The 24,713-nt window shown below is 72.8% G+C and carries 21 protein-coding genes; 5 read left to right on the forward strand and 16 right to left on the reverse strand.

What is annotated here, in order from left to right; genetic code table 11:
• Position 1: 1 nt before the first annotated feature.
• The gene (locus ACIOC0_RS14610; protein WP_130442074.1) at positions 2-1,102 is read right to left on the reverse strand and encodes a citrate synthase 2; all 1,101 of its coding nucleotides are present in this window, start codon (positions 1,100-1,102) and stop codon (positions 2-4) included.
• A gap of 332 nt (positions 1,103-1,434) precedes the next feature.
• Here ACIOC0_RS14610 and pdxH point away from each other — a divergent pair, with 332 nt between their 5' ends.
• Positions 1,435-2,064 carry a pyridoxamine 5'-phosphate oxidase gene (gene pdxH, locus ACIOC0_RS14615; protein WP_402155517.1) on the forward strand — a complete coding sequence of 210 codons (630 nt, stop codon included), beginning with the start codon at positions 1,435-1,437 and terminating at the stop codon, positions 2,062-2,064.
• Positions 2,065-2,082: 18 nt separating this feature from the next.
• Here pdxH and ACIOC0_RS14620 read toward each other — a convergent pair whose 3' ends face one another.
• The 9 genes from ACIOC0_RS14620 to ACIOC0_RS14660 all read right to left on the reverse strand — a co-directional run bounded on the left by ACIOC0_RS14620 (position 2,083) and on the right by ACIOC0_RS14660 (position 14,835).
• The gene (locus ACIOC0_RS14620; protein ID WP_402155359.1) at positions 2,083-2,700 is read right to left on the reverse strand and encodes a TetR/AcrR family transcriptional regulator; all 618 of its coding nucleotides are present in this window, start codon (positions 2,698-2,700) and stop codon (positions 2,083-2,085) included.
• The gene (locus ACIOC0_RS14625; RefSeq protein ID WP_402155360.1) at positions 2,688-3,431 is read right to left on the reverse strand and encodes an enoyl-CoA hydratase family protein; all 744 of its coding nucleotides are present in this window, start codon (positions 3,429-3,431) and stop codon (positions 2,688-2,690) included. The genes ACIOC0_RS14620 and ACIOC0_RS14625 overlap by 13 nt, the downstream gene beginning before the upstream one ends.
• A gap of 52 nt (positions 3,432-3,483) precedes the next feature.
• The gene (locus ACIOC0_RS14630; RefSeq protein WP_402155361.1) at positions 3,484-4,614 is read right to left on the reverse strand and encodes an acyl-CoA dehydrogenase family protein; all 1,131 of its coding nucleotides are present in this window, start codon (positions 4,612-4,614) and stop codon (positions 3,484-3,486) included.
• An 80-nt stretch (positions 4,615-4,694) separates the two neighbouring features.
• Positions 4,695-6,548 carry an acetyl/propionyl/methylcrotonyl-CoA carboxylase subunit alpha gene (locus tag ACIOC0_RS14635; RefSeq protein WP_402155362.1) on the reverse strand — a complete coding sequence of 618 codons (1,854 nt, stop codon included), beginning with the start codon at positions 6,546-6,548 and terminating at the stop codon, positions 4,695-4,697.
• Between the two features lie 11 nt (positions 6,549-6,559).
• Positions 6,560-8,158, reverse strand: a complete 1,599-nt coding sequence (locus tag ACIOC0_RS14640) for an acyl-CoA carboxylase subunit beta (protein ID WP_402155363.1) — start codon at positions 8,156-8,158, stop codon at positions 6,560-6,562.
• Positions 8,155-9,834 (reverse strand): acyclic terpene utilization AtuA family protein, encoded by a 1,680-nt coding sequence (locus ACIOC0_RS14645; protein WP_402155364.1) that lies wholly within the window; start codon positions 9,832-9,834, stop codon positions 8,155-8,157. Before ACIOC0_RS14645 ends, ACIOC0_RS14640 begins: the two co-directional genes overlap by 4 nt.
• On the reverse strand, positions 9,831-10,643 hold the full coding sequence (locus tag ACIOC0_RS14650) for a TIGR03084 family metal-binding protein (RefSeq protein ID WP_402155365.1): 813 nt from the start codon (positions 10,641-10,643) through the stop codon (positions 9,831-9,833). Before ACIOC0_RS14650 ends, ACIOC0_RS14645 begins: the two co-directional genes overlap by 4 nt.
• A 166-nt stretch (positions 10,644-10,809) precedes the next feature.
• The gene (locus tag ACIOC0_RS14655; protein WP_402155366.1) at positions 10,810-11,760 is read right to left on the reverse strand and encodes an EamA family transporter; all 951 of its coding nucleotides are present in this window, start codon (positions 11,758-11,760) and stop codon (positions 10,810-10,812) included.
• 156 nt (positions 11,761-11,916) lie between these two features.
• Positions 11,917-14,835: an FAD-binding and (Fe-S)-binding domain-containing protein gene (locus tag ACIOC0_RS14660; protein ID WP_402155367.1), complete on the reverse strand. Its 2,919-nt coding sequence runs from the start codon at positions 14,833-14,835 to the stop codon at positions 11,917-11,919.
• Between the two features lie 122 nt (positions 14,836-14,957).
• On the opposite strand from ACIOC0_RS14660, the gene serC reads away from it, so the two are divergent.
• Positions 14,958-16,076 carry a phosphoserine transaminase gene (gene serC / locus ACIOC0_RS14665; protein WP_402155368.1) on the forward strand — a complete coding sequence of 373 codons (1,119 nt, stop codon included), beginning with the start codon at positions 14,958-14,960 and terminating at the stop codon, positions 16,074-16,076.
• A 101-nt stretch (positions 16,077-16,177) separates the two neighbouring features.
• Here the strand turns inward: serC and ACIOC0_RS14670 are convergent, their stop codons facing one another.
• Entirely contained in the window at positions 16,178-17,752 is a 1,575-nt protein-coding gene (locus ACIOC0_RS14670; protein ID WP_402155369.1) for a cellulase family glycosylhydrolase, read from the reverse strand.
• 202 nt (positions 17,753-17,954) lie between these two features.
• On the reverse strand, positions 17,955-18,941 hold the full coding sequence (locus ACIOC0_RS14675) for a WD40 repeat domain-containing protein (RefSeq protein ID WP_402155370.1): 987 nt from the start codon (positions 18,939-18,941) through the stop codon (positions 17,955-17,957).
• Between the two features lie 89 nt (positions 18,942-19,030).
• On the opposite strand from ACIOC0_RS14675, the gene ACIOC0_RS14680 reads away from it, so the two are divergent.
• On the forward strand, positions 19,031-19,705 hold the full coding sequence (locus tag ACIOC0_RS14680) for an SGNH/GDSL hydrolase family protein (RefSeq protein WP_402155371.1): 675 nt from the start codon (positions 19,031-19,033) through the stop codon (positions 19,703-19,705).
• A gap of 118 nt (positions 19,706-19,823) precedes the next feature.
• Here ACIOC0_RS14680 and ACIOC0_RS14685 read toward each other — a convergent pair whose 3' ends face one another.
• Together ACIOC0_RS14685 and thpR are read right to left on the reverse strand one after the other, a co-directional pair.
• Positions 19,824-20,816 (reverse strand): aldo/keto reductase, encoded by a 993-nt coding sequence (locus tag ACIOC0_RS14685; RefSeq protein ID WP_402155372.1) that lies wholly within the window; start codon positions 20,814-20,816, stop codon positions 19,824-19,826.
• A gap of 258 nt (positions 20,817-21,074) precedes the next feature.
• Positions 21,075-21,647: an RNA 2',3'-cyclic phosphodiesterase gene (gene thpR / locus ACIOC0_RS14690; RefSeq protein ID WP_402155373.1), complete on the reverse strand. Its 573-nt coding sequence runs from the start codon at positions 21,645-21,647 to the stop codon at positions 21,075-21,077.
• A 118-nt stretch (positions 21,648-21,765) separates the two neighbouring features.
• On the opposite strand from thpR, the gene ACIOC0_RS14695 reads away from it, so the two are divergent.
• A complete protein-coding gene (locus ACIOC0_RS14695) occupies positions 21,766-22,353 on the forward strand; it encodes a Uma2 family endonuclease (protein ID WP_402155374.1) in 588 nt (195 codons plus the stop codon).
• 48 nt (positions 22,354-22,401) lie between these two features.
• On the opposite strand, the gene ACIOC0_RS14700 is transcribed toward ACIOC0_RS14695, so the two are convergent.
• Both ACIOC0_RS14700 and ACIOC0_RS14705 read right to left on the reverse strand, forming a co-directional pair.
• Positions 22,402-23,817, reverse strand: a complete 1,416-nt coding sequence (locus ACIOC0_RS14700; protein ID WP_402155375.1) for an MFS transporter — start codon at positions 23,815-23,817, stop codon at positions 22,402-22,404.
• Positions 23,818-23,841: 24 nt separating this feature from the next.
• Complete coding sequence (locus tag ACIOC0_RS14705) at positions 23,842-24,279, reverse strand: MarR family winged helix-turn-helix transcriptional regulator (protein WP_402155376.1); 438 nt, start codon at positions 24,277-24,279, stop codon at positions 23,842-23,844.
• A gap of 166 nt (positions 24,280-24,445) precedes the next feature.
• Between ACIOC0_RS14705 and ACIOC0_RS14710 the strand changes: the two genes are divergently transcribed.
• Complete coding sequence (locus ACIOC0_RS14710) at positions 24,446-24,628, forward strand: ribbon-helix-helix protein, CopG family (protein ID WP_351091634.1); 183 nt, start codon at positions 24,446-24,448, stop codon at positions 24,626-24,628.
• The last annotated feature ends 85 nt before the right edge of the window (positions 24,629-24,713 follow it).

Here is a 24,713-nt window from a genome sequence, read left to right on the forward strand (position 1 = left end):
GCTAGTGGGCGATGTCTCCGTAGCCCTCGATCTCCTGGGGGCCGCGGGCGCCAGGGCCTGTGTAGCGGGCCGAGGGGCGGACCAGGCGGCCCGTGCGCTTCTGTTCGAGGATGTGCGCCGACCAGCCGGCCGTGCGGGCGCAGGTGAACATCGAGGTGAACATGTGCGCCGGGACCTCGGCGAAGTCCAGGATGATCGCGGCCCAGAACTCGACGTTCGTCGCGAGCACCCGGTCGGGCCTGCGGGCGTGGAGCTCCGCCAGGGCGGCCTTCTCCAGGGCCTCGGCGATCTCGAAGCGCGGGGCGCCCAGTTCGCGGGCGGTGCGGCGCAGCACGCGCGCGCGGGGGTCCTCGGCGCGGTAGACGCGGTGGCCGAAGCCCATGAGGCGTTCGCCCTTGTCGAGGGCCTGCTTGACGTAGGCCTCGGCGTCGCCCGTGCGTTCGATCTCCTCGATCATGCCGAGGACGCGGGAGGGCGCGCCGCCGTGGAGCGGGCCGGACATGGCGCCGACGGCCCCGGAGAGGGCGGCGGCGACGTCGGCGCCCGTCGAGGCGATGACGCGGGCCGTGAAGGTGGACGCGTTCATGCCGTGTTCGGCGGCGGAGGTCCAGTAGGCGTCGACGGCGGCGACGTGCTTGGGGTCGGGTTCGCCGCGCCAGCGGATCATGAAGCGTTCGACGACGGACTGCGCCTTGTCGATCTCCCGCTGCGGCACCATGGGGCGGCCCTGGCCGCGGGCCGACTGGGCGACGTAGGACAGGGCCATGACGGCGGCGCGGGCGAGGTCCTCGCGGGCTTGCTCGGCGTCGATGTCGAGGAGCGGCTTCAGTCCCCACACGGGGGCGAGCATGGCCAGCGCGGACTGGACGTCGACGCGGATGTCGCCGGAGTGGACGGGGATGGGGAAGGGCTCGGCGGGCGGCAGGCCGGGGTTGAAGGCGCCGTCGACGAGGAGACCCCAGACGTTGCCGAACGAGACGTGGCCGACCAGGTCCTCGATGTCGACGCCCCGGTAACGGAGGGCGCCGCCCTCCTTGTCCGGTTCGGCGATCTCCGTCTCGAACGCGACGACTCCTTCGAGCCCGGGTACGAAGTCGGACATCAGGCGGCTCCTCGTGATGTGGACGGCTCTTTTTTTTGCGGTGACGGCAGTGCGACGACGGTACGGACGGTGTGCGCGGCATGGGGGTGTGCGCGACGGCGGCGCCGACGGATCCACGGTCCCGTGCGGGGCTCGCGGTCCAGGGCGGTCACCCCGGTGTTGCCCCGTGCGCCGTCGGGTCACCCCACCGGGGCGGCATCTGCACCATATCCCCGAGTGTCACCTTTGGGGAGCCCCTACGGCACTCAGTGCCACCTCCTGTGGCGCGGCCGGTCATACGGCAGGATGACCATGTGAACGCAGCAGACGCCGCCTCCCCCGATCCCGCCTCCATGCGCAAGCAGTACCGGGCCGAGGGCCTGGCCGAGGCCGATCTGGCCGCCACGCCCGTGGAGCAGTTCGCGCGCTGGTTCAAGCAGGCGGCGGCCGAGGCCCACCTGTTCGAGCCGAACGCCATGGTGGTCTCCACCGCGGACGCCGAGGGCCGGCCCAGCTCCCGCACGGTGCTGCTGAAGACCTTCGACGAACAGGGCTTCGTCTTCTACACCAACTACGACTCCCGCAAGGGCCGCGAGCTGGCGGAGAACCCGTACGTCTCACTGCTCTTCCCGTGGCATCCGATGGCCCGGCAGGTCATCGTGCGAGGCGTGGCACGGCGCACGGGGCGGGACGAGACCGCCGCCTACTTCCGCACCCGGCCGCACGGCTCCCAGCTGGGCGCGTGGGCCAGCGCCCAGTCCTCGGTGATCGACGGCCGCGCCGGTCTGGACGCCGCGTACGCCGAGCTGGCGGCCCGCTATCCCGAGGGAGAGCAGGTGCCGGTGCCGCCGCACTGGGGCGGCTTCCGGGTGGCGCCGGAGTCGGTGGAGTTCTGGCAGGGCCGCGAGAACCGCCTGCACGACCGCCTGCGGTACGTCGCGGAGGCGGACGGCAGCTGGCGGCTGGAGCGGCTCAGCCCCTGAGCATCCGCGGCGGCCCGTTCAGCGCAGCGCCTCCTCAAGCAGCGCCGCCCACTGCGCCACCACCCGTTCGCGGCGGGCGCTGTCGTCGGTGAGGAGGTTGGCGAGGCCGAGGCCGCGGGCCATGTCCAGGAGGCCCTGGACGGTCTCGCGCACGCCTGGGCGGGACTCGTCCGCGTCGAGGAGCTGGACGGCGATCCGATGGGTCTCGCGGCCGACGCGGGCCTCCAGTTCGGTCACCCGGGGCCGCAGCGGCTCCTCGTCGGAGGCGGCGACCCACAGGTGGAGGGCGGCGCGGAAGAGCGGGCCGGTGTAGAGGTCGACGAGGGCGGCCACGACGGCCTGGCGATCCCCTGCCGCGCCCTCGGGGAACAAGGCACGCAGGGCGGTGGAGCGTTCCTCGGCGACGTACTCGACGGCGGCGGTGAAGAGGTCCTCGCGGGTGGGGAAGTGGTGCTGGGTGGCGCCGCGGGAGACGCCGGCGCGCTCGGCGACGACGGAGACCGTGGAGCCCGCCCAGCCGTGTTCGGCGAGGCAGGCCACGGCGGCCTCCAGGAGCCGCTGCCGGGTCGCGCGGCTGCGGTCCTGTTTGGGGGCGCGGTCGCCCGGGACACGGTCGGCCGTGCTCACAGCACCCATGCGGGATCCCGTCGTTCGAGGAAGGCCGTCATCCCCTCGCGTGCGTCGGGCTGGGAGAACAGCGAGGCCGTGAGCCGGCTCATCCCGCCCGCGTCCTCGGCGAAGGCCTCCAGCACCTTAACCGTGAGCAGCTCCTTCGTCCTGGCCAGGGCTTGTGGGGCGGCCCGGCGCAGGCCGTCGAGGACGGGGGCGAGTGCCTCGTCCGGGCCCTCCTCGCCCGCGGCGGCGGTGACCAGGCCGATGCGGGCCGCCTCCCGTGCGTCGAACCGTTCGCCGGTGAGGCAGTAGCGGGCCAGGGCGCGCGGGTCGACACGGGGCCGCAGCGGCAGCGCGATGACGGCGGGGGCGACGCCGACGCGGACCTCGGTGAACGCGAACGTCGCTTCGGCGGAGGCGACGGACAGGTCGCAGGTGCCGAGCAGTCCGAGACCGCCCGCCCGGACGTGGCCGTCGACGCGGGCCACGACGGGCTTGGGAAGGCGGACGATCAGCTCCAGCAGGCCGGTGAACGCCTCGGCGGGCGGCGGGTCGCGCAGGTCGGCGCCCGCGCAGAAGGTGTTCCCGCTGTGGGTGAGCAGGACGGCCCGTGCACCGGGGTCGTCGCCGCACCGCTCCAGGGCGTCGGTCAGTTCGGCCACGAGCGCGCGGGAGAGGGCGTTGCGGGTGTGCGGGGAGTCGAGGCTGAGGGTTTCGACGCCTCGCGCGCGGGTGCGGCCGATCAGCGGTGTCATGCGTGTTCCTCCCTGAGCTGCCGGCGCCGCGGCCGGCGCGGCTGCGAGCTGGTCAGTACGACTTGGGCAGGCCCAGGGTCTGGTGGGAGACGTAGTTGAGGATCATCTCCCGGCTCACCGGGGCGATACGAGCCACGCGCGCGGCCGATATCAGCCGGGCGAGGCCGAACTCGCGTGTGAGGCCGTTGCCGCCGAGGGTGTGCACGGCCTGGTCGACCGCCTTCACACAGGCCTCCCCGGCCGCGTACTTCGCCATGTTGGCGGCCTCGCCCGCACCGGCGTCGTCGCCCGCGTCGTACAGACGGGCCGCCTTCTGCATCATCAGGCGGGCCAGTTCCAGTTCGATGTGGGCCTGCGCGAGGGGGTGGGCGATGGCCTGGTGGGCGCCGATGGGGGCGTTCCAGACGGTGCGTTCGCGCGCGTAGCCGACCGCCTTGGCGAGGGCGTGGCGGCCCATGCCGATCGCGAAGGCGGCCGTCATGATCCGCTCCGGGTTGAGGCCGGCGAACAGCTGGAGCAGGCCCGCGTCCTCGTCGCCGACGAGGGCGTCGGCGGGCAGCCGGACCTCGTCGAGGATCAGCTCGAACTGCTTCTCCTCGCTGTGCAGTTCCATGTCGATCATGCGGCGGGTGAAGCCGGGCGCGTCTCGCGGGACGATGAACAGGCAGGGCTTGAGCCTGCCGGTGCGGGCGTCCTCGGTGCGGCCGACGACGAGGGTCGCGTCCGCGATGTCCACGCCGGAGACGAACACCTTGCGGCCGGTGAGCAGCCAGTCCGTGCCGTCGCGGCGGGCCGTGGTGGTGATGCGGTGGCTGTTGGAGCCGGCGTCGGGCTCCGTGATGCCGAAGGCCATCAGGCGGGAGCCGTCCGCGAGTGCGGGCAGCCACTGCTGTTTCTGGGCTTCGGTGCCGAAGCGGGCGATGACCGTGCCGCAGATCGCCGGGGAGACGATCATCATCAGGAGGGGGTTGCCCGCGGCGCCGAGCTCTTCGAGGACGAGCGAGAGTTCGGTGATGCCGCCGCCGCCTCCTCCGTACGTCTCGGGGAGGTTGACGCCGATGTAGCCGAGCTCGGCCGCCTCCCGCCAGAGGGTCCGGTTTCCCGCGTCGGGGTGGTCCTCGGCGAAGGACGCGACGGCCTTGCGGAGGGCTTGGTGCTCTTCGGACTCGATGAGGTCGGTCACTATGGCTCCTTCGTGTGCGGCGTCGTCGTGGCTGGTCGGGCTCGCGCGGCGGAGCCGCATGTCGATACGGCCCCGCGCCCCTAGGGTTCGTTGCTGTCGACCACCGCCAAGAGGGCGCCGACCTCGACCTGCTGCCCTGCCGTCACTTGCAGGGCTGTCACCGTGCCCGTTGTCGGGGATGCGATGACGTGTTGCATCTTCATCGCTTCGAGCCAGATCAGCGGTTCGCCGGTGCGGACACTCGATCCGGTGATGAGACCGTCCGCGACCTTGACGACCGTGCCCGGCATGGGGGCCAGCAGGGAGCCGGGGGCGCGTTCGGCGGTCGGGGCGGGGAAGCGGGGCAGGGCCGTGAGGGTCGTGGCGTTGACGTTGACCTGGTCGCCGTAGCGCGCCACCTCGAACCTGCGCCGGACGCCGTCGGCTTCCAGGACCACCAGGTCCGCGCCGGCGTGCACGACGCGCACGCCGTCCGCCGCCAGGCCGTCCCGGGTGTGGTGGTAGCGGACCTCGTGCTCCTCGCCGCCCAGCGCGTACCGCTTGATCTGCGGCTGTGACGGCAGGTTGCGCCAGCCGCCGAAGCGGGAGCGGCCGTGGGCTTCGGCGAGGGCCGCCGCGAGCGGGGCGTACGGGTCGGGGACCGGCTCGGTGAGCGAGGTGAGGTGGCGGTCGTAGAAGCCCGTGTTCATGCGGGCGGAGGTGAACTCCTCGTGACGCAGGGAGCGGACGAGCAGGTCGCGGTTGGTCACCGGGCCGTGGATCGTGGCCCGCTCCAGCGCCCCCGCCAGGGTGCGGACGGCCTCCGCGCGCGTGGGGGCGTGCGCGACGACCTTGGCGAGCATCGGGTCGTAGTGGACGCCGATCGTGTCGCCGTCCGCGTAGCCGGTGTCCAGGCGGACGGCGTCGGGGACGGCGAGGCGGTGCAGCACTCCGGTCTGGGGCGTCCAGCCGGTCGCCGGGTCCTCGGCGTAGAGGCGGGCCTCGACGGCGTGGCCACGCGCGTGTGGTGGCTCGGGGGCGAGGGCGTGTCCTTCGGCGACGCGGATCTGCTCGGCGACCAGGTCCAGCCCGAACACGGCCTCCGTGACGGGGTGCTCGACCTGGAGGCGGGTGTTCATCTCCAGGAAGTGCGCCCTGCCGTCGGCGACGAGGAACTCGACGGTTCCCGCGCCGACGTAGTCCACCGCGCGCGCCGCCCGGACGGCGAGGGCGCCGAGCTCCCGCGTGAGCGCGTCGGAGAGGCCGGGCGCCGGTGCCTCCTCGATCACCTTCTGGTGGCGGCGCTGGAGCGAGCAGTCGCGCGTGCCGAGCGTCCACACCGTGCCGTGCGTGTCGGCGAGGATCTGCACCTCCACATGGCGGCCGTCGACGACGTACGGCTCGACGAACACCTCGCCGTCGCCGAAGGCGCTTGCGGCCTCCGTGCGCGCCGCTTCAAGGGCGCCGTGAAGGTCCTCCGTGCGGCGTACGACGCGCATGCCGCGGCCGCCGCCGCCGGCGGCCGCCTTCACCAGCACCGGGAGGTCGGCGTCCGTCAGCGCGTCCGCACTCAGCGGGGGCAGGCCCATGAGCGCCTTGGCGCGCGTCTTGGAGGCCATCGCCTCGATCGCCTCGGGCGGCGGCCCGATCCAGACCAGGCCGGCGTCCAGGACCGCGCGCGCGAAGCCGGCGTTCTCCGAGAGGAAGCCGTACCCGGGGTGCACGGCGTCCGCGCCCGCCGCCACGGCCGCCTTCACGATCAGGTCGGCCCGCAGATAGGTGTCGGCGGGCGCCGAGCCCGGCAGACGTACGGCCGCGTCGGCCACGCGTGTGTGCAGGGCGTCGTCGTCGGCGTCCGAGTGCACGGCGACCGTCCGGATGCCCTGCTCCCGGCAGGTGCGGAAGACGCGGCAGGCGATCTCGCCCCGGTTGGCGACCAGCAGAGAAGCGATCACTGGAGTTCCCCTCACATCCGGAAGACGCCGAAGCCGCCGCGCGCGCCCTCGAAGGGCGCGGTGTGGACGGCGGACAGGCACAGCCCGAGGACGGTGCGGGTGTCGCGCGGGTCGATGACGCCGTCGTCGTACAGCCGTCCCGACAGGAACATCGGCAGCGACTCCGACTCGATCTGCTGCTCCACCATGGCGCGCAGGGCGGCGTCGCCGTCCTCGTCGTAGGGCTGTCCCTTCGCCGCGGCCGACTGGCGGGCGACGATGGACAACACCCCGGCGAGTTGCTGCGGGCCCATGACGGCCGACTTGGCGCTGGGCCAGGCGAACAGGAAACGCGGGTCGTAGGCCCGCCCGCACATGCCGTAGTGTCCGGCGCCGTACGAGGCGCCCATGAGCACGGACAGGTGCGGCACGCGCGAGTTGGACACCGCGTTGATCATCATCGCGCCGTGCTTGATGATGCCGCCCTGCTCGTACTCCCTGCCGACCATGTAGCCGGTGGTGTTGTGCAGGAACAGCAGCGGGATGTCGCGCTGGTTGGCGAGCTGGATGAACTGGGCGGCCTTCTGCGACTCCTCGCTGAACAGCACGCCCCGGGCGTTCGCCAGGATCCCGACGGGATAGCCGTGCAGGGTCGCCCAGCCGGTGACCAGGCTCGTCCCGTACAGGGGCTTGAACTCGTCGAAGTCGGAGGCGTCGACGATCCGGGCGATCACCTCGCGCGGGTCGAAGGGTGTGCGCAGGTCGCCTGGGACGATCCCGAGGAGCTCCTCGGGGTCGTACTTCGGAGGGACGGCCGGGCCGGGATCCTCGTACGCCTTGCGGTGGTTGAGGCGGGCCACCACGCGGCGTGCCTGCCGCAGCGCGTCCGGCTCGTCGACGGCGAAGTGGTCGGCGAGGCCCGACACGCGCGCGTGCATCTCCGCGCCGCCCAGCGACTCGTCGTCGCTCTCCTCGCCGGTGGCCATCTTCACCAGCGGCGGCCCGCCGAGGAACACCTTCGCCCGCTCCTTGACCATGATCACGTGGTCGGACATGCCGGGGACGTACGCGCCCCCGGCGGTGGAGTTGCCGAAGACGACGGCGACGGTCGGGATGCCGGCGGCGGACAGCCGGGTCAGGTCGCGGAAGACGGCCCCGCCCGGGATGAAGATCTCCTTCTGGGAGGGCAGGTCGGCGCCGCCCGACTCGACCAGGCTGACGCAGGGCAGCCGGTTGGCGAGCGCGATGTCGTTCGCCCGCAGGGCCTTCTTCAGCGACCACGGGTTGCTCGCGCCGCCGCGCACGGTCGGGTCATTGGCCGTGATCACGCACTCCACGCCCTCGACGACCCCGATGCCGGTGACGAGCGACGCGCCGACGGCGTGGTCGCTGCCCCACGCGGCCAGCGGCGACAGTTCCAGGAACGGCGTGTCGGGGTCGAGGAGCAACTCGACGCGCTCCCGGGCGAGGAGCTTGCCGCGCGCGCGGTGCCGGGCGACGTACTTCTCGCCGCCGCCCGCGAGCGCCTTGGCGTGCTCGGCGGTCAGCTCGTCGAGTTTGGCGAGCATCGCCTCGCGGTGGGCGCGGAAGTCGGGGCCGTGGGGATCCAGCGCCGACGGCAGGACGGTCACAGCAGGACCTCCGGGATGTCCAGGTGGCGGGAGCGCAGCCATTCGCCGAGGGCCTTGGCCTGCGGGTCGAAGCGGTGCCGGGAGGCGGCGCCGGCGCCGAGGAGGCCCTCGACGACGAAGTTCAGGGCGCGCAGCTCGGGCAGGACGTGCCGGGTGACCGTCAGCCGGGCGCTCTCCGGGATCAGCTGCCGGAACCGGTCGACGGTCAGCGTGTGGACGAGCCACCGCCAGGCCTCGTCGGTGCGCACCCACACCCCGACGTTCGCGTCCCCGCCCTTGTCCCCGCTGCGAGCCCCGGCGACGAGCCCCAGGGGGGCCTTCCTCACGGGCCCGGCCGGGAGGGGGCCGGGCAGGGGCGGGCGCGGCACGGCGTCGAGGGCGAGGGTGACGGCCGGCGGGGGCACCGGGACGCGGCGTCCGTCGTCGAGGACGGCCGTGTGCTCCACCGTGTCCTGCGAGACGTAGGCGGCCTCGAACACCCCGTAGGGGGAGCCCCTTCCGGGCGGGGCGAGGACGTGGAAGCCGGGGTAGCTCGCCAGGGCCAGCTCGACGGCCGCGCCGGTCAGCGCGCGTCCGACGACGGCCTCGTCGGGGTCGCGGACGACGAGCCGCAGCAGCGCGCTCGCCCCCTCCTCGGTGTCGGCGTCGGCCCGGTCGGTGCGGACGAGCTCCCAGTCCACCTCCTGCGGGCGCGCCTTCTCGAACACATCCCCCATCTGCTGCCGCACCAGCGCCGCCTTCGCCTCGATGTCGAGGCCGGTGAGCACGAAGACGACCTCGTTGCGGTGGCCGCCGATCCGGCTGAGGCCGACCTTCAGGTCCGGCGGCGGGGCCTCGCCGCGCACGCCGTCGATCCGCACCCGGTCCGGCCCGTCCTGGGTGAGCCGTACGGTGTCCAGCCGCGCGGTGACGTCGGGACCCGCGTACCGGGCGCCGCCGGTCTCGTACAGGAGCTGGGCGGTCACCGTGCCGACGTCGACGAAGCCGCCCGTCCCCGGGTGCTTGGTGATGACGCAGCTGCCGTCGGCGTGGAGCTCGGCGAGCGGGAATCCGGGGCGGCGGACGTCGCCCGCGCGGAAGAAGGCGTGGTTGCCGCCGGTGGCCTGCGTGCCGCACTCCAGTACGTGCCCGGCGACGACGGCTCCCGCGAGCCGGTCGAAGTCGGTCGGAGCCCAGCCGAAGTGGGCGGCGGCCGGCCCTGTGACCAGCGCCGCGTCGGTCACCCGCCCGGTGACCACGATGTCGGCGCCTTCCTTCAGGCAGGCGGCGATGCCGAAGCCGCCGAGGTAGGCGTGGGCGGTGAGGCTGCCGGGGTGGCGGGCGCCGAGGTCGTCGCCCTCGACGTGGGCGACCCGCACCGGGACGCCGAGGCGGCCGGCGAGTTCGCGCACGGAGTCGGCGAGTCCGGCCGGGTTGAGGCCGCCGGCGTTGGTCACGATGCGGACGCGCCGGTCGTGCGCGAGGCCGAGGCACTCCTCCAGCTGGCGCAGGAAGGTGCGGGCGTACCCGGCGGAGGGGTCCTTCAGCCGGTCCCGGCCGAGGATCAGCATGGTGAGTTCGGCGAGGTAGTCGCCGGTGACGACGTCGAGTTCACCGCCGGTGAGCATCTCGCGCAGGGCGTCGAAGCGGTCGCCGTAGAAGCCCGAGGCGTTGCCCACGCGCAGCGGCGCGGTCACCGGACCGGGTCCTTCGCGCCGTCGCCGGACTTCGGCGGGCGGCCGGCGCCGGGCGGGCCCGCGAAGGCCTGCGCGACGTCCAGCCAGAGGTCGGCGTCGGGTCCGTCGGCGCGCAGGGCCAGGTCGGCGCGGTGGGCGCGTTGGGTGACCAGGAGGCAGAAGTCGAGGGCGGGGCCGGTGACGCGGTCGGCGGCGTCCTCGGGGCCGTACGTCCACAGCTCGCCTCCGGGGGCGAGGAGTTCGACGCGGAACTCCTCGAACGGCACGGACAGTCCGTGGACGCCGAAGGAGAAGTCACGGGTGCGGACGCCGAGGCGGACGATGTGCCGGAGCCGGTCGGTGGGTTCGGGTGTCGCGCCCAGCGCGTCCGCCACGTCCCGGGCGTGGGCCCAGGTCTCCATGAGCCGGGCGGTGGCCATGGAGGCGGCGGTCATCGGCGGGCCGTACCAGGGCAGACGCGCGCCCTCCGGAACCGCCGCCAGGGCGTCCTGGAGGGCCGCCCGCCCGTCCCGCCAGTCCGCGAGCAGCTGCGCGGGCGGTTTCCCGGCCCCTTCGTTCGCGCCGTTGTCCACGAAGTCGCCGGGTTCCGCCAGCGCCTTCTCCACCTCGCGGGCGAAGGCGGCCTGGTCGGTCACGGCCAGCACGGAGGAACGGTCGGTCCAGGCGAGGTGCGCGATCTGGTGGGCGACGGTCCAGCCGGGGGAGGGCGTCGGGAGCGCCCACTGATCGGACGTCAACTCTGCTACCAGAAGGTCGAGTTCGTCGCTCTCGGCACGCAGGTCGGCTAGCACGGGCGTGGGGTCGGCCATGGGGGGAGCATGGCAGCGGGGCTATAAACAAGCAAGCATGCTTGCATTATTTGCTGCACGGACACGCGCGCGTGCGGCACGCCGACAGGTGCCGGCCGTGTCGTAGGCACGCGTGACCGCCCGTCCGTACGCGCGCGTGTGGCGCGCCGGCAAGGACAGCCGCGCCTCACGCCTCCGGCACAGCCGTCTTGACGCGCCCCACCTGGGTCCGCACGGCGCCCATGCTCGCCGCGACGACGAGGGCGATCGCGGCGGCCTGCGCGGCGGAGAGCGTCTGGTCGAGGACGAGGAAGCCGGACAGGGCGGCGAGGGCGGGCTCCAGGCTCATCAGGACCGCGAAGGTGGAGGCGGGGAGGCGACGCAGGGCGAGGAGTTCGAGGGTGTACGGCAGGACGGAGGACAGCAGCGCCACCGCGGCCCCGAGCCCCAGCGTCACCGGGTCGAGGAGCCTGGCGCCGGACTCGGCGAGCCCCAGCGGCACGAAGAGCAGCGCGCCCACCGCCATGGCCAGCGCCAGACCGTCGGCCTGCGGGAAGCGGCGGCCCGTGCGGGCGCTGAAGACGATGTACGCCGCCCACATCACGCCCGCGCCCAGGGCGAACGCCGCCCCCACCGGGTCGAGGTCGCCGAATCCGCCGCCGCCGAGCAGGAAGACGCCCGCAAGGGCGAACGCGGCCCAGACGAGGTTGACGGCGCGGCGCGAGGCCAGGACGGACAGGGCGAGCGGGCCGAGGACTTCGAGGGTGACCGCCGGGCCCAGCGGAATGCGGGCGACCGCCTGATAGAAGAGGCCGTTCATCGCGGCCATGGTGACGCCGAAGACGACGACGGTGGCCCAGTCGGCCCGCGAGTGCCCGCGCAGCCGCGGCCGGCAGACGACGAGCAGCACGACGGCCGCCACCAGCAGCCGCAGCGCCACCACGCCCAGCGCGCCCGCCCTCGGCATCAAGGTCACCGCGAGCGCGCCGCCGAACTGCACGGACACGCCCCCGGCGAGCACGAGCCCGACGGGCCCGAGGGATCCCCGGCGACCGCCCGGACCGGCGCCCGCCCCCGTGGAGGCGGAGGCGGACCGGGACGACGAGGTCGACGTGGCGGCGGTGTCGGAGGTGCTCACGGGCGGTCCTGGATCTCGGCTCGGGAAGAGCGCCGACGCCGACGGCGACGACACGGGGCGACGAGGCGCATACGTTCAGCAAGATGTACTTTGCAGTCCACGATAATAGACCAGGACAGGAGTGTGAAGCGGATTAGCCACTGTCACTCCGTCATCTCAGATCCCGGACGCCCTGGACCCCCCGGATGCCCCGGACGCGTCGGACGTCTCCTCACCGGACGCCCCTTCCAACGCCTCCGCCAGCACCTCCGCCAGATGCCGCCCCCGCACCCCCGCCAGCTGTTCCATCTGGGTCCGGCAGGAGTAGCCGTCCGCCAGGACCGCCGCCCCCTGGGGAGCCTGGCGCACGGCGGGCAGGAGCTGCTCCTGCGCGCAGCGCTCGGAGACCTCGAAGTGCCCCTTCTCGAAGCCGAAGTCGCCGGCCAGGCCGCAGCAGCCGCCTGCCAGCTCGCCGGTGAGGCCGGCGGCCGCGCGCAGGCGGCGGTCGGGCGCGTCGCCCAGCACCGCGTGCTGGTGGCAGTGGGTCTGGCCGACCGCCGGGCGGTCCAGGCGCGGCGGAGTCCAGTCGGGGGCGTGGCGCTCCAGGGTCTCCGCGAAGGTGAGGACCCGGGCGGCGAGACGCGCCGCGCGCGGGTCGTCGGGCAACAGGTCCGGCAGGTCGGTGCGCAGAGCGGCCGCGCAGCTCGGCTCCAGGACGACGACCGGGGCCGCCGTCTCCAGCACCGGTTCCATCAGGTCGAGCGTGCGGCGCAGCACCGCGCGCGCGTGGTCGAGCTGCCCGGTGGAGACGTACGTCAGCCCGCAGCAGACGCGCCCCCGGCGGGCCGCCAGCAGCCGCAGGGCGGAGCGGGAGCGGGCGTCGCCGACGGGCCGTCCGCGCATCCGCAGCGTCGGCGGCAGAGCGACCCGCAGCCCCGCCGCCTCCAGCACCCGCACCGCCGCCCGTCCGACGGACGGTGAGAGATGCTCGGTGAACGTGTCCGGCCACAGCACGACGAGATCGCCCGTGCCGTCAGCGGGGCGCCTGCGCCGCCACCAGCGGCTGAACGTCTCCCGCGCGAGCCGTGGGATCGTCCGCTCCGGGGCGATCCCGCCCGTCCGTTTCACCGCCCACGCGACCGGCCCCGTCGAGGCCAGCGCGTTGAACAGCGCCACCGCGCGCGTGCGGCTCGCCCAGCGCAGCCACACCGGGAGCCGGCCCATGCTGTAGTGCGCGGCGGGGCGTCGCCGGCCCGCGTAGTGGTGGTGCAGGAACTCCGCCTTGTAGGTGGCCATGTCGACCCCGACCGGGCAGTCCGAGCGGCAGCCCTTGCAGGACAGGCACAGATCCAGCGCCTCCCGCACCTCCTCCGAGCGCCAGCCGTCGGTCACCAGCTCGCCCGCCAGCATCTCGTGCAGCAGTCGCGCACGCCCGCGCGTGGAGTGCTGTTCCTCGCCGGTGACGCGGAAGGACGGGCACATCACGGCGGGCCCGGAGGCCGTCGTCGTACGGCACTTGGCGACGCCGACGCAGCGCCGGACCGCCGCCGTGAAGTCGCCGCCGTCGTCGGGGTATCCGAAGGCCACGTCGACGGGTTCGCGGGGCAGGGCGGAGAAGCGCAGACCGGAGTCCAGGGGCGCGGGCCGCACCAGCATCCCCGGATTGAGCAGGTCGTCCGGGTCCCACACCCCCTTCGCCCGCTCGAAGAGGGCGACCATGTCCGTGCCGTACATCGCCGGCAGCAGTTCCGCCCGCGCCTGTCCGTCGCCGTGCTCGCCCGACAGCGAGCCGCCGTGAGCCGTGACCAGCTCGGCGAGTTCCTCCGAGAAGCGGCGGAAGCGCGCCACGCCCGCCGCGCCGAGCAGGTCGAAGTCGATGCGGACGTGGATGCAGCCGTCCCCGAAGTGACCGTACGGGGTGCCGCGCAGACCGTGCGCGGCGAGCAGCGCCCGGAAGTCGCGCAGATACGCGCCGAGCCGGGCCGGCGGGACCGCGCAGTCCTCCCAGCCGGGCCAGGCCTCCGAACCGTCCGGCATCCGGGTGGCGGTGCCGCTGGCGTCCTCGCGGACCCGCCACAGGGCCCGCTGCCCGGCCTCGTCCGTCACCACCACGGCGTCCACGACGTCCGCTCCGCGCACGACGGCTTCCGCACGCGCGCGTGCCTCGCCCGCCGAGTCCCCGCCCGTCTCCACGAACAGCCAGGCCCCGCCCCGCGGCAGCCCCGCAGGCGACGGCACCAGGTCGGCCGCCATGCCCTCGACCGTCAGCGGCCCGTACTGAAGCAGCCCGGCCGCGGCCTCGGCGGCGGCCGTCTCGTCGGCGTAGCCGAGCACCGCGAGCGCACGCGCGCGTGGCGCTTCGACGAGGCGGACGACGGCCTCCGTGAGCACGCCCAGCGTGCCTTCCGAGCCGCAGAAGGAGCGGGCCACGTCGGCGCCGTTCTCGGGCAGGAGGGCGTCCAGCGCGTACCCGGAGATACGGCGGGGCAGCTCGGGGAAGCCGGTGCGCAACCGGGCCAGCTCGCCGTCGACGAGTTCCCGCAAGCCGTCCGGCGCCCCGCTCCACCCCCGCCCGAGCCGCAGCCGTCCGCCCCGAGCGGTCACCACGTCCAGCTCGCGCACGCTGTCCGCCGTCGTCCCCCAGGCCACCGAGTGCGAACCGCAGGAGTTGTTGCCGATCATCCCGCCGAGCGTGCAGCGGCTGTGGGTGGACGGGTCGGGCCCGAAGCGCAGCCCGTGCGGCGCGGCGGCCTCCTGGAGCCGGTCGAGGACCAGCCCCGGCTGGACGACGGCGGTGCGCGCGCCCGGGTCCAGGGAGACCAGCCGGTTCATGTGCCGGGTGAAGTCCAGCACCACCCCGACGCCGGTGGCCTGCCCGGCGATCGACGTGCCCCCGCCGCGCGGCACCACGGGCACCCCGCGCTCCCGGCACACCTCCAGCACGGCCGCCACGTCGTCGGCGTCGCGCGGGGCGACGACGCCGACCGGCACGCGACGGTAGTTGGAGGCGTCCATGGTGACCAGCGCCCGGGAGGCGACGTCGAACCCGACGTCACCCCTGACGGCCTTGCGCAGTTCGTCCTCGAGATCCGACATCCGTCTCCGCCGATCAGCCCGTCCGCACCTGGGTTCCTTGGACTATGCCCGCCCCCTGATTCTCGTCTCACCCGACGGACGAGGTTTCGCCCGCGTTTACGGAAACGGCTACGCTCGCCTGCGTGGCTGAGATCCAGATTCCTGCTGACATCAAGCCCGCCGACGGTCGATTCGGCGCGGGCCCCTCCAAGGTGCGGATCGAGGCGCTGGACGCCCTGGCCGCCACCGGCACCTCACTCCTCGGCACCTCCCACCGCCAGGCCCCGGTCAAGAACCTGGTCGGCCAGGTGCGCGAGGGAATCTCCGAGCTGTTCCAGGTCCCGGACGGATACGAGGTGATCCTGGGCAACGGCGGCTCCACCGCCTTCTGGGACATCGCGACGCACGGCCTGATCGAGAACAAGTCGCAGCACCTCAGCTTCGGCGAGTTCAGCTCGAAGTTCGCCAAGGCCGCCAAGCTGGCCCCCTGGCTCGCCGAGCCCACCGTCATCTCCTCCGACCCGGGCACGCACCCCGAGCCCGAGGCCGAGGCCGGCGTCGACGTCTACGCCTTCACGCACAACGAGACCTCCACCGGCGTCGCCGCCCCCATCCGGCGGGTGCAGGGCGCCGACGAGGGCGCGCTGGTCCTCGTGGACGCCACCTCAGGCGCCGGCGGCCTCCCCGTCGACATCGCCGAGACGGACGTCTACTACTTCGCCCCGCAGAAGTGCTTCGCCTCCGACGGCGGCCTGTGGATCGGCGTCTTCTCCCCGGCGGCGATCGAGCGCGCCGAGCGCGTCCACGCCTCCGGCCGCCACGTCCCGGAGTTCTTCTCGCTCCCGACGGCGATCGACAACTCCCGCAAGAACCAGACGTACAACACCCCGGCCCTGTCGACCCTCTTCCTGCTGAACCAGCAGCTCGAGTGGATCAACGGCCAGGGCGGCCTGGACTGGTCGGTGCGCCGCACGGCGACCTCGGCCCGCACGCTCTACGGCTGGGCCGAGGACGTCAAGTACGCCGACCCGTTCGTCACCGACCCGGCCAAGCGCTCGGCCGTCATCGGCACGATCGACTTCACCGACGAGGTGGACGCCGCCGCCGTCGCCAAGGTACTGCGCGCCAACGGCATCGTCGACACCGAGCCCTACCGCAAGCTCGGCCGCAACCAGCTGCGCGTCGCGATGTTCCCGGCGATCGACCCGGCGGACGTCGAGGCCCTGACGAAGTGCGTCGACTACGTGATCGAACAGCTGTAGCCCAGTACGCAAGCACGACGAAGGGCGCTCGGTGACGGCACCGGGCGCCCTTCGCCGCGTCCGCGGGATCCTCTCGGCCCCCGCCTGCCCGCGTAGCGGGTCTATGTCGCCGTGCAGCTCACGCTCGGTACGCCTCCCCCGCCCGGCGCCCCGCCGAAGCCGAGGCTCGCCGAACCGCCCGCCGGGACGCTGCCGTTGTGCGCGGCGTTCGTCGCCGTCACCGTCGCACCGGTCTGGGTGTACGTCGCGTTCCACATGTTCGTCACCTTCTGGGCGCCGGGCCACGTCCAGGTGACCTTCCACGAACTCAGCTGCTTGGCACCGGAGTTGGTGACCTTCACCTCCGCGTTGAAACCGCCTCCCCAGTCGCTGCTGACGCTGTAGACGGCGGTGCAGGCGGGCGTGCCGCCACCCGGGTCACCGGGGTCGCCGGGGTCGCCGCCTCCGGGGCCGGGAGGGAAGCCCGGAGCCTTGACGCTCGCCAGGTAGCCGTCCTTCACGGTGTCCACGGTCGTCCAGTCGTCCTTCAGGATGCCCCCGGTGTCCCCGGAGTTGGGGTTCCATGACCAGAAGGTCCAGTGGAAGGAGTCGCTGCCGTACGCCGACGTCGAGCGCAGGTAGCTCACCAGGGCGGACAGCCAGCGCTGGTCGACGGTGGACTGGAGCGTCGTGCCGAACTCGCCGAGCCAGACCGGGGCGATGTTCTGCTTGAAGATGTAACCCCAGTACCGGTCCCAGATGCCCGGCATGTTCGCGGGGAACGAGGGGTCGCTGAACCAGGGCTGCTGGGCCACGCTGGTGGCGTAGTCGTGCGCGGAGTACACCAGCCGGTCGGCGACGTTCAGACGGACCGGGTACTGGGCGACGCCCATCAGGTTGCCGCCCCACCAGTTGGAGGAGCCGTTGAAGCTCTGCACGCCCTCCACGAAGATCAGCAGCTGCGGGTTGACGGACAGGACCGCGTTCCCGGCCCGCTCGGCGGCCAACCGCCAGTCCCTGGTCGTGTCGCCGCACCCCCAACAGGCCGGATCGTGCGGCTCGTTGTGCAGATCGACGCCGACGACGGCGGAGTTGCCGGCGTAACGGCCCGCCAGCGCCTTGAGGTTGGCGATCCACGTGGACTCGGGGACCGCCTGGGTGTACCAGAGCGCCGACTGGCCCGCCGAGTCCGGCCGGTGGCGGTCCAGGATGACCTTCAGGCCGGTCTGACCGGCGTAGCCGACGATCTTGTCCAGGACCTGCAGCGAGGTCAGGCCCTGGAGGTCGGCGTTCTTGCCGCCGGAGAAGTCGACGCCGACGGGCGTCGCCCCCGGCTTGAGGATGTCGTCGCTGTAGGGGATGCGGAGGGTGTTGTAACCCAGCGTCCGGATCTGGTCGACCATGCTCTTGTAGTCGCGGGTCCACAGGCCGTGGACGACCCGGTTGTCGGTCTCGAAGCCGAACCAGTTGATGCCGGCGACGCGGACCGGCTGACCGGCGGAGTCCAGGAGCCGGCGTCCACTGGTGTGCCAGTAGCCGGCTCCGGCGTCGGCGGAGCGGAGCCCGGCCGCCGCCGTCCCGGCTCCGGCCGCCACGTCGGCGGCGGTGTCGGCGGTGGCCCGCGTGCCGGCCGCCAGCGGTAACACGAGCGCGGCGACCACCGCGCACAGCGTCCTGCGCAAGCTGGTGCGGAACATGTGCCTGCTTCCTCTCGGGAGGTGCGGGCCGGAATCAGTGGGAGCGCTCCCACCCCGCTCTTCCATGGAAGTCAAGGCGCATGAACACGTCAAGATGCGGAACGCCGCGGACTCCGCTCCGCGCGCGATCAGGGGACGGCTCACCCCCCCCCGCCGCTCCCGGGTACCTCCGCCGGCCCCGGGAGAGCCTCCGCCGCCCCCGCTACCCCCGCCGCCGCAGTCGTCGCACGCCGAACACGGCCAGGCACAGCGCCGCCAGGGCCGCCGCGCCCAGCTTCACGGTCCTGCCCGTCCCCTCACCGGCCCCGTCTCCGCTCTTCGAGGACGCCGAACTCCCGCCTCCGGAAGCGGACTTGCCGCTCCCGCCGGCATCGCCGGGAGCGTCCTCGGCCTGCACCGGGCTCTGTTCGCCCTCCGTGCCGTACAGCAGCTTCGAGCCGTCGGCCGAGAAGCTGACGGACTCCCCCTGCCGCTGCAACGGCAGGTCGAGCCGCCCCAGCCGCTCGGGCCGGCCGTCGTTCCAGTCGTAGTCGATGCCGCCGAAGTAACCGCGCACGGCGAGACGCCGGCCGTCCGGGGAGAGGGCGGCGTCGGTGGCCCACAGGTCGATGGGGGCGACGGGCCTGAACACGTTGACGCCGGAGGCGGAGAGCCGGGCCGGACCCTCGTAGAGGTGCCCGCCCTCCTCCTGCTTGTCGATGATGTAGACACGGCCGGTCTTCGGGTGCACCACGAGCGACTCGGCGTCGCGCGGGCCGTCCTGGTACTTCACGACGTACTGCGTGGCGCGGACCTTCTGGTCCTTGAGTTCCTTCGGCTCGGGCAGCCGGTACACCCACACGTGGTCCCACTCGACGCCGTCGTTGTCGCCGATGTCGCCGACGTAGAGCCGGCCGTCCGGCCCGACGGCGATCGCCTCGACGTCGCGCGGGGTGCCCACGCCGGTCATGGTGATCGTCGCGACGGTGCGGCCGGTGGAGCTGTCCACCGCGTAGAGGAAGGCGCCCTTGTCCTGGTCGTTGTGCGTCCAGTAGATCCCGGGGTGCCGGCGGGAGGCGGCCAGGCCGCTGGACTCGGTGATGCGCGGGTCCTCGATCGTGAAGCTCCCGTCGCCGTCGGCGGCGGAGGCGGGCACGGTGAGGGCGCCCACGAGCAGGGCCCCGGCAAGGAGGGCGAACGGTCGACGCATGCCCCAAGACTGCCACCCCGCCCGGTCTTTGCGTCGTCCGTGGCAGGCCTCACACCCCACACGTCACCTTGATCCCTCATGATGAGCGGATGCTCAGGTTGATGCCCGTCGGCGACTCGATGACGATCGGCAGCGCGGGTGAGCACACCTGGCGCTACCGCCTGTGGCGACACCTGTGCGAGACGTACGGCGGCTCGTTCACCTTCGTCGGCCCGCGCGAGACGCTGTACGAGAAGGCAGCGGACGCCCCCACCTCGTACGCGTACGCCGAACCCGACTTCCCGCGCCGGCACCTGGCCGGGTGGGGCGAGGGCTGGCTGCACATGGCGCCGCTGGTCGGCGGGGCCGTGCGGGAGCAGCGGGCGGACGTCCTGCTGGTCTCCCTGGGCCTGATCGACCTCGGCTTCTACACGAACGCCGAGCAGACGGCGGACAACGTCCGCGCGTTCGTCGCCGAGGCGAGGACGGCCCGGCCCCGGGTGCGGGCGGTGCTGCTGCCGGTGATCCCCAACGTCCGCGCCGCGAACGACGCGCCCTTCGCCACGCAGGTCGCCCGCTTCAACGAACTGCTCGCCAAGACGGCCGCGGACCTCGACCAGCCCTCGTCGCCGCTGCTGATGGCGTCGGTCCCGGAGACCTGGGACATCCACACCGACACCTACGACGGCACCCACCCGAACGCGAGCGGCGAACACAAACTCGCCGGCGCGTTCGCGGACGCGCTGCACCAGGCGTGGGGCATGGGCGGCCCCTACGACCCGTAGGACCGGTAACACCCCCAAGGCCCGTACGGGGCGCAGAAGTTCGTAGGCCCGGAGCCCGGCCCCCTACGACCCCTACGCCCCTACAACCCGACGGCACAGCCGGCTGACGCTCAAGTCCTCACCAGGCGAAGGCCTCCGGGGACGGGCCCGGGCCGGGGAAGACCTCGTCCAGGCCGGCGAGGAGCTCCTCGGACAGCTCCAACTCCACCGCGCGGACCGCCGACTGGAGCTGCTCGGCGGTGCGGGGGCCGACGATCGGGCCGGTCACGCCGGGGCGGGTGAGCAGCCACGCCAGGGCGGCCTCGCCGGGCTCCAGGCCGTGCTTGTCGAGGAGGTTCTCGTAGGCCTGCACCTGTGCGCGGACGCCGTCGTCCTCCAGTGCGGCGGCGGCACGGCCGGAGGCGCGGCGGACGCCCTGCGCCTCCTTCTTGAGGACGCCGCCGAGCAGTCCGCCGTGCAGCGGGGACCAGGGGATCACCCCGAGCCCGTACTCCCGCGCGGCCGGGATGACCTCCATCTCGGCGCGCCGCTCGGCCAGGTTGTACAGGCACTGCTCGCTGACGAGCCCGATGGTGCCGCCGCGGCGGGCGGCGATCTCGTTGGCCTGGGCGATCTTGTAGCCGGGGAAGTTGCTTGACCCGGCGTAGAGGATCTTGCCCTGCTGCACGAGCACGTCGACGGCCTGCCAGATCTCCTCGAACGGGGTGTTCCGGTCGACGTGGTGGAACTGGTAGACGTCGATGTGGTCGGTCCCCAGCCGCTTGAGGCTGGCGTCGACCGCGCGCCGGATGTTCAGCGCGGAGAGCTTGTCGTGGTTGGGCCATGCGGCGCCGTCGCCGGCCATGTTGCCGTACACCTTCGTGGCGAGGACGACCTTGTCGCGCCGCTCGCCCCCCTTGGCGAACCAGCTGCCGATGATCTCCTCGGTGCGGCCCTTGTTCTCGCCCCACCCGTACACGTTCGCGGTGTCGACGAAGTTGATACCGGCGTCCAGCGCCGCGTCCATGATCGCGTGGCTGTCCGCTTCGTCCGTCTGCGGTCCGAAGTTCATGGTCCCCAGGACCAGTCGGCTGACCTTGAGTCCGGTACGTCCGAGCTGCGTGTACTCCATGGGGCCCCAGCCAACGCCTTGAAGCCCACTCGAAGCAAGCAAGCGCCCGCCTGCAGACGCCGCGAGGGCAACCCCCCGAGGGGCGCGGGGAACTGCACGACCAGCCCCCACAGACCCGCGGCCGACCGGCGACGGCAAGCACCCCGAGCCGCCCGACCAGCGGAGCTAGAGCGCCGCGGCCACCGCCACGACGACGAACATCAGCACCAGCACGGCGGCCATGATCCGGTTACGGGTTTTCGGGTCCACACCACGAGCCTAACCGGCCCCGTCCAGTGCCCACCGGCCGACCGGGTCGTAGCGGGGCTGCTCCCCCGGCGTCCCGGACCTGGGCAGGTTGCTGCGCACCAGCACCAGCTCGCCCACCGTCCACGTCCGGCCGGCGAAGGCGTCCAGCGTCTCGACGTAACGCCGGACGTCGACGGCGTCCCGGCTGCGGGCCAGCGTCAGATGGGCCTTGTAGCGGCGGTGCTCCCCCATGTCGAGGCCGGCCTTGCGCGCCGCGGCCTCCGCCCGCTCGGCGAGCCGCCGCAGCGCCGCCGTCTCACCGTCCGCCCCGGCCCACAACGCCCGCCCGTGCCCGAACTGCCCGCCGCCGCGCAGCGCGAGAGCGAAAGGCGCGGTGCGATGCGCGGCCCGCGCCAGCCGGGCCGACAGCTCCGATACGACGTCGTCGTCGACCTCGCCGTAGAAGGCGAGCGTGAAGTGCCAGCCGGGCCGTCCGGTCCAGCGCAACGCGTCCGCACCGGGCAGCTTCCGCAACGCGGCCACCTCGTCGGCGAGTTCGAGGGCGACGTCCTCGGGAGGCAGGACGGCGGCGAAGAGTCTCATACGGTCAGTCTGCCCCTGCTCCTGCCCCGGGTTCCGGGCGTGTGTCCCGGACGCCGTACGTATGGTTGTACTGCGCGGCTGCACCCGCCCACGGGACAGCCGGGGAGGAAGCGCCACGATGACCGTCGTCGACGACAGGATCGCCATGGCCGACGCGAACACCCAGCGCCTGGACGAGTGGTTCGAGCGGCTGGAGCAGATGCCCGTCCCCGAAGGATTCCGGGTCGAGATCGTCGGGGGCAGCGTCCACATGACACCTCAGAGGGCCACTCACTGGGAGATCATCTTCCAGATCGCCTTGGCTGTCCGCGAGAAGTCCGGGAAGGGCGTCAGGGTTCTCTCCGACGTCCGCATCGACTTCCCCGGTCAGGAGAACGGCTTCTGCCCGGACGTGGTCAAACTCCGCGACTCCGCCGAGGCTGACGACGAGGGCCGCTGGCGTCACGACGACGTCGAGTTCGTCGCCGAGGTGATCTCCAAGGGCACCGCCGCCAACGACTACGGCCCCAAGAAGACCGCCTACGCCGTCGCCGAGGTGCCCGTCTATCTCGTCGCCGACCCCTACCAGGGCAAGTGTCACCTCTACACGCAGCCCAAGGACGGCGAGTACCTCAGTGAACTGTCCGTGGTCTTCGGTACGGACGTCGACATGACCTCCACGCCCCTCGGCCTGACCCTCAAGACCGACAAGTTCCCCCGCGACTGAACCCGTGCGCGGCCGATCCTGAGGGCCCGCCGAACGTCGGACCGGGGGCTATGCCGCCGCGGCCAGCTCCTCCCGCTCCCGCGGCACGAACCGCACCGTCGGGTGCCCGTGGCGCCAGCCCACCGCGAGCCGCAGACCGCCGATGCGGGTGAGGATCAAGCCGATCGCGACGGCCGCGACGGCGGAGACGGCGCCGCCCGCCGCGAGGCCGGCGCGGACGCCGTACGCGTCGGTGATCCAGCCGGCGATCGGCGCGCCCACCGGGGAGCCGCCCAGGAAGACCATCATGTACAGGGCCATGACCCGGCCGCGCATGGCGGGGTCGGTGCCCATCTGAAGGCTGGTGTTGGCGGTGACGTTGAGCGTCATGCCGAACACCCCGATCGGGGCCATGAGCAAGGCGAACAGCCACAGGGACGGGGCGGCCGCCGCGACCAGCTCCAGCACGCCGAAGGCGATCCCCGCCGCGACCAGCACCCGGAGCCGGGCCGTGCCGCGCCGGGCCGCGAGCAGCGCGCCGATCAGCGAGCCGACGGCCATGAGTGTGTTGAAGAGGCTGTAGGAGCCCGCGCCGGCGTGGAAGACGTCGTCGGCGAAGGCGGTCAGGTAGACGGGGAAGTTGAAGCCGAAGGTGCCGACGAACCCGACCAGGACGATCGGCCAGATCAGGTCGGGGCGCCCGGCGACGTAGCGCAGGCCTTCCCGCAGCTGGCCCTTGCCGCGCGGGGCGCGCTCGACGACGTGCAGCTCGCGGGCGCGCATCAGCAGCAGACCGGTGATGGGCGCGACGAAGGACAGGCCGTTGGCGAGGAACGCCCAGCCGGTGCCCACACCGGTGATCATCAGGCCCGCGACGGCGGGGCCGACGAGCCGGGCGGACTGGAAGTTCGCGGAGTTCAGGCTGACCGCGTTCTGCAGTTGCGCCGGGCCGACCATCTCGGAGACGAAGGACTGGCGGGCGGGGTTGTCGAGCACGGTCGCCAGGCCCATGGCGAAGGCGGCGACGTAGACGTGCCAGACCTGGACGTGTCCGGAGAGGGTGAGCGCGGCGAGCGCGACGCCGGTGAGGCCCATCGCGGCCTGGGTGCCGAGCAGCGTGCGGCGCTTGGACAGCCGGTCGACGAGGACGCCGCCGTAGAGCCCGAAGAAGAGCATGGGCACGAACTGCAGGGCGGTGGTGACGCCGACGGCGGTGGCGGAGCCGGTGAGGCTGAGCACCAGCCAGTCCTGGGCGATGCGCTGCATCCAGGTGCCGATGTTGGAGACGACCTGGCCGGCGAAGAACAGCCGGTAGTTCCTGACCTTCAGGGAGCTGAACATCGAGGACTTGCGGGCGCCTGTGCCGAGCGGGGCCTTGGCGGCGTCGCCCGGTGAGGACGTGCGGGCGCCTTCGGCAGGCGCCGGTGGAACGGTGTCGTGGGTGGTCGGTGCGGGGGCGGAGTCTGCTCCGGGTCCCGAACTCAAACGGGTTCGCCTCCTTCTGGCGTCCTACAGTTGTGCGAGTTTCTCCAGCACGGGGGCGGCGGCGCGCAGCTTCGCCCACTCGTCGTCGTCGAGGCCGTCGACGAGGGTGGCCAGGAAGGCGTTCCGCTTGCGGCGGCTCTCCTCGAGCATGGTTTCGGCCTGCTCGGTCTTGGTGACGACCTTCTGGCGCCGGTCCTCGGGGTGCGGCTCCAGCCGGACCAGGCCCTTGGCCTCCAGCAGCGCCACGATGCGGGTCATCGAGGGCGGCTGCACGTGCTCCTTGCGGGCGAGTTCGCCCGGGGTGGCACTGCCGCACAGGGAGAGGGTGCCGAGCACCGACATCTCGGTGGGGCTCAGCGACTCGTCGACCCGCTGGTGCTTGAGCCGACGGGACAACCGCATCACGGCGGATCGCAGGGAGTTCACGGCGGCAGCGTCGTCGCCATGGGTAAGGTCCGGCATGTTCTTTAGCGTAACTCATTACCCTCGCTAAGGACCACCGCAGGGGTCCCCGAGTGCCCGTGACGCCCGCCACGCAACCTCACCTGTGCCCGAATGTCACTCATACGGGTGATACGTGCGCGGAATGCCTCCCACCGTCCCGATACGTGCCGCGACCCTCGTAGCCATGGGGACCAGTGTGCTCAGCCTGCGAATAGACCACGACCTGCTCGAACGGCTCCGGCACCATGCCGCCAGAAGCGGGATGAGCGTCCAGGACTACGTCGTCCAGACGCTCGTCCGCAACGACTTCGACGAGCGGTTCCAGATCGCAGTCGAGGAGACGGAAAAGTTCTACGGCCTCGCTTGAACCGCGTCGAGCGGATCACGCGAGGCCGCAGGGCTCACACATCGGCCGGCCCGAAGGCCGGGTTCACACCGGTCGGCTCACAGGC

The sequence above is a fragment of the Streptomyces sp. NPDC088254 genome (genome assembly GCF_044740925.1).
Lineage (GTDB): Bacteria > Actinomycetota > Actinomycetes > Streptomycetales > Streptomycetaceae > Streptomyces.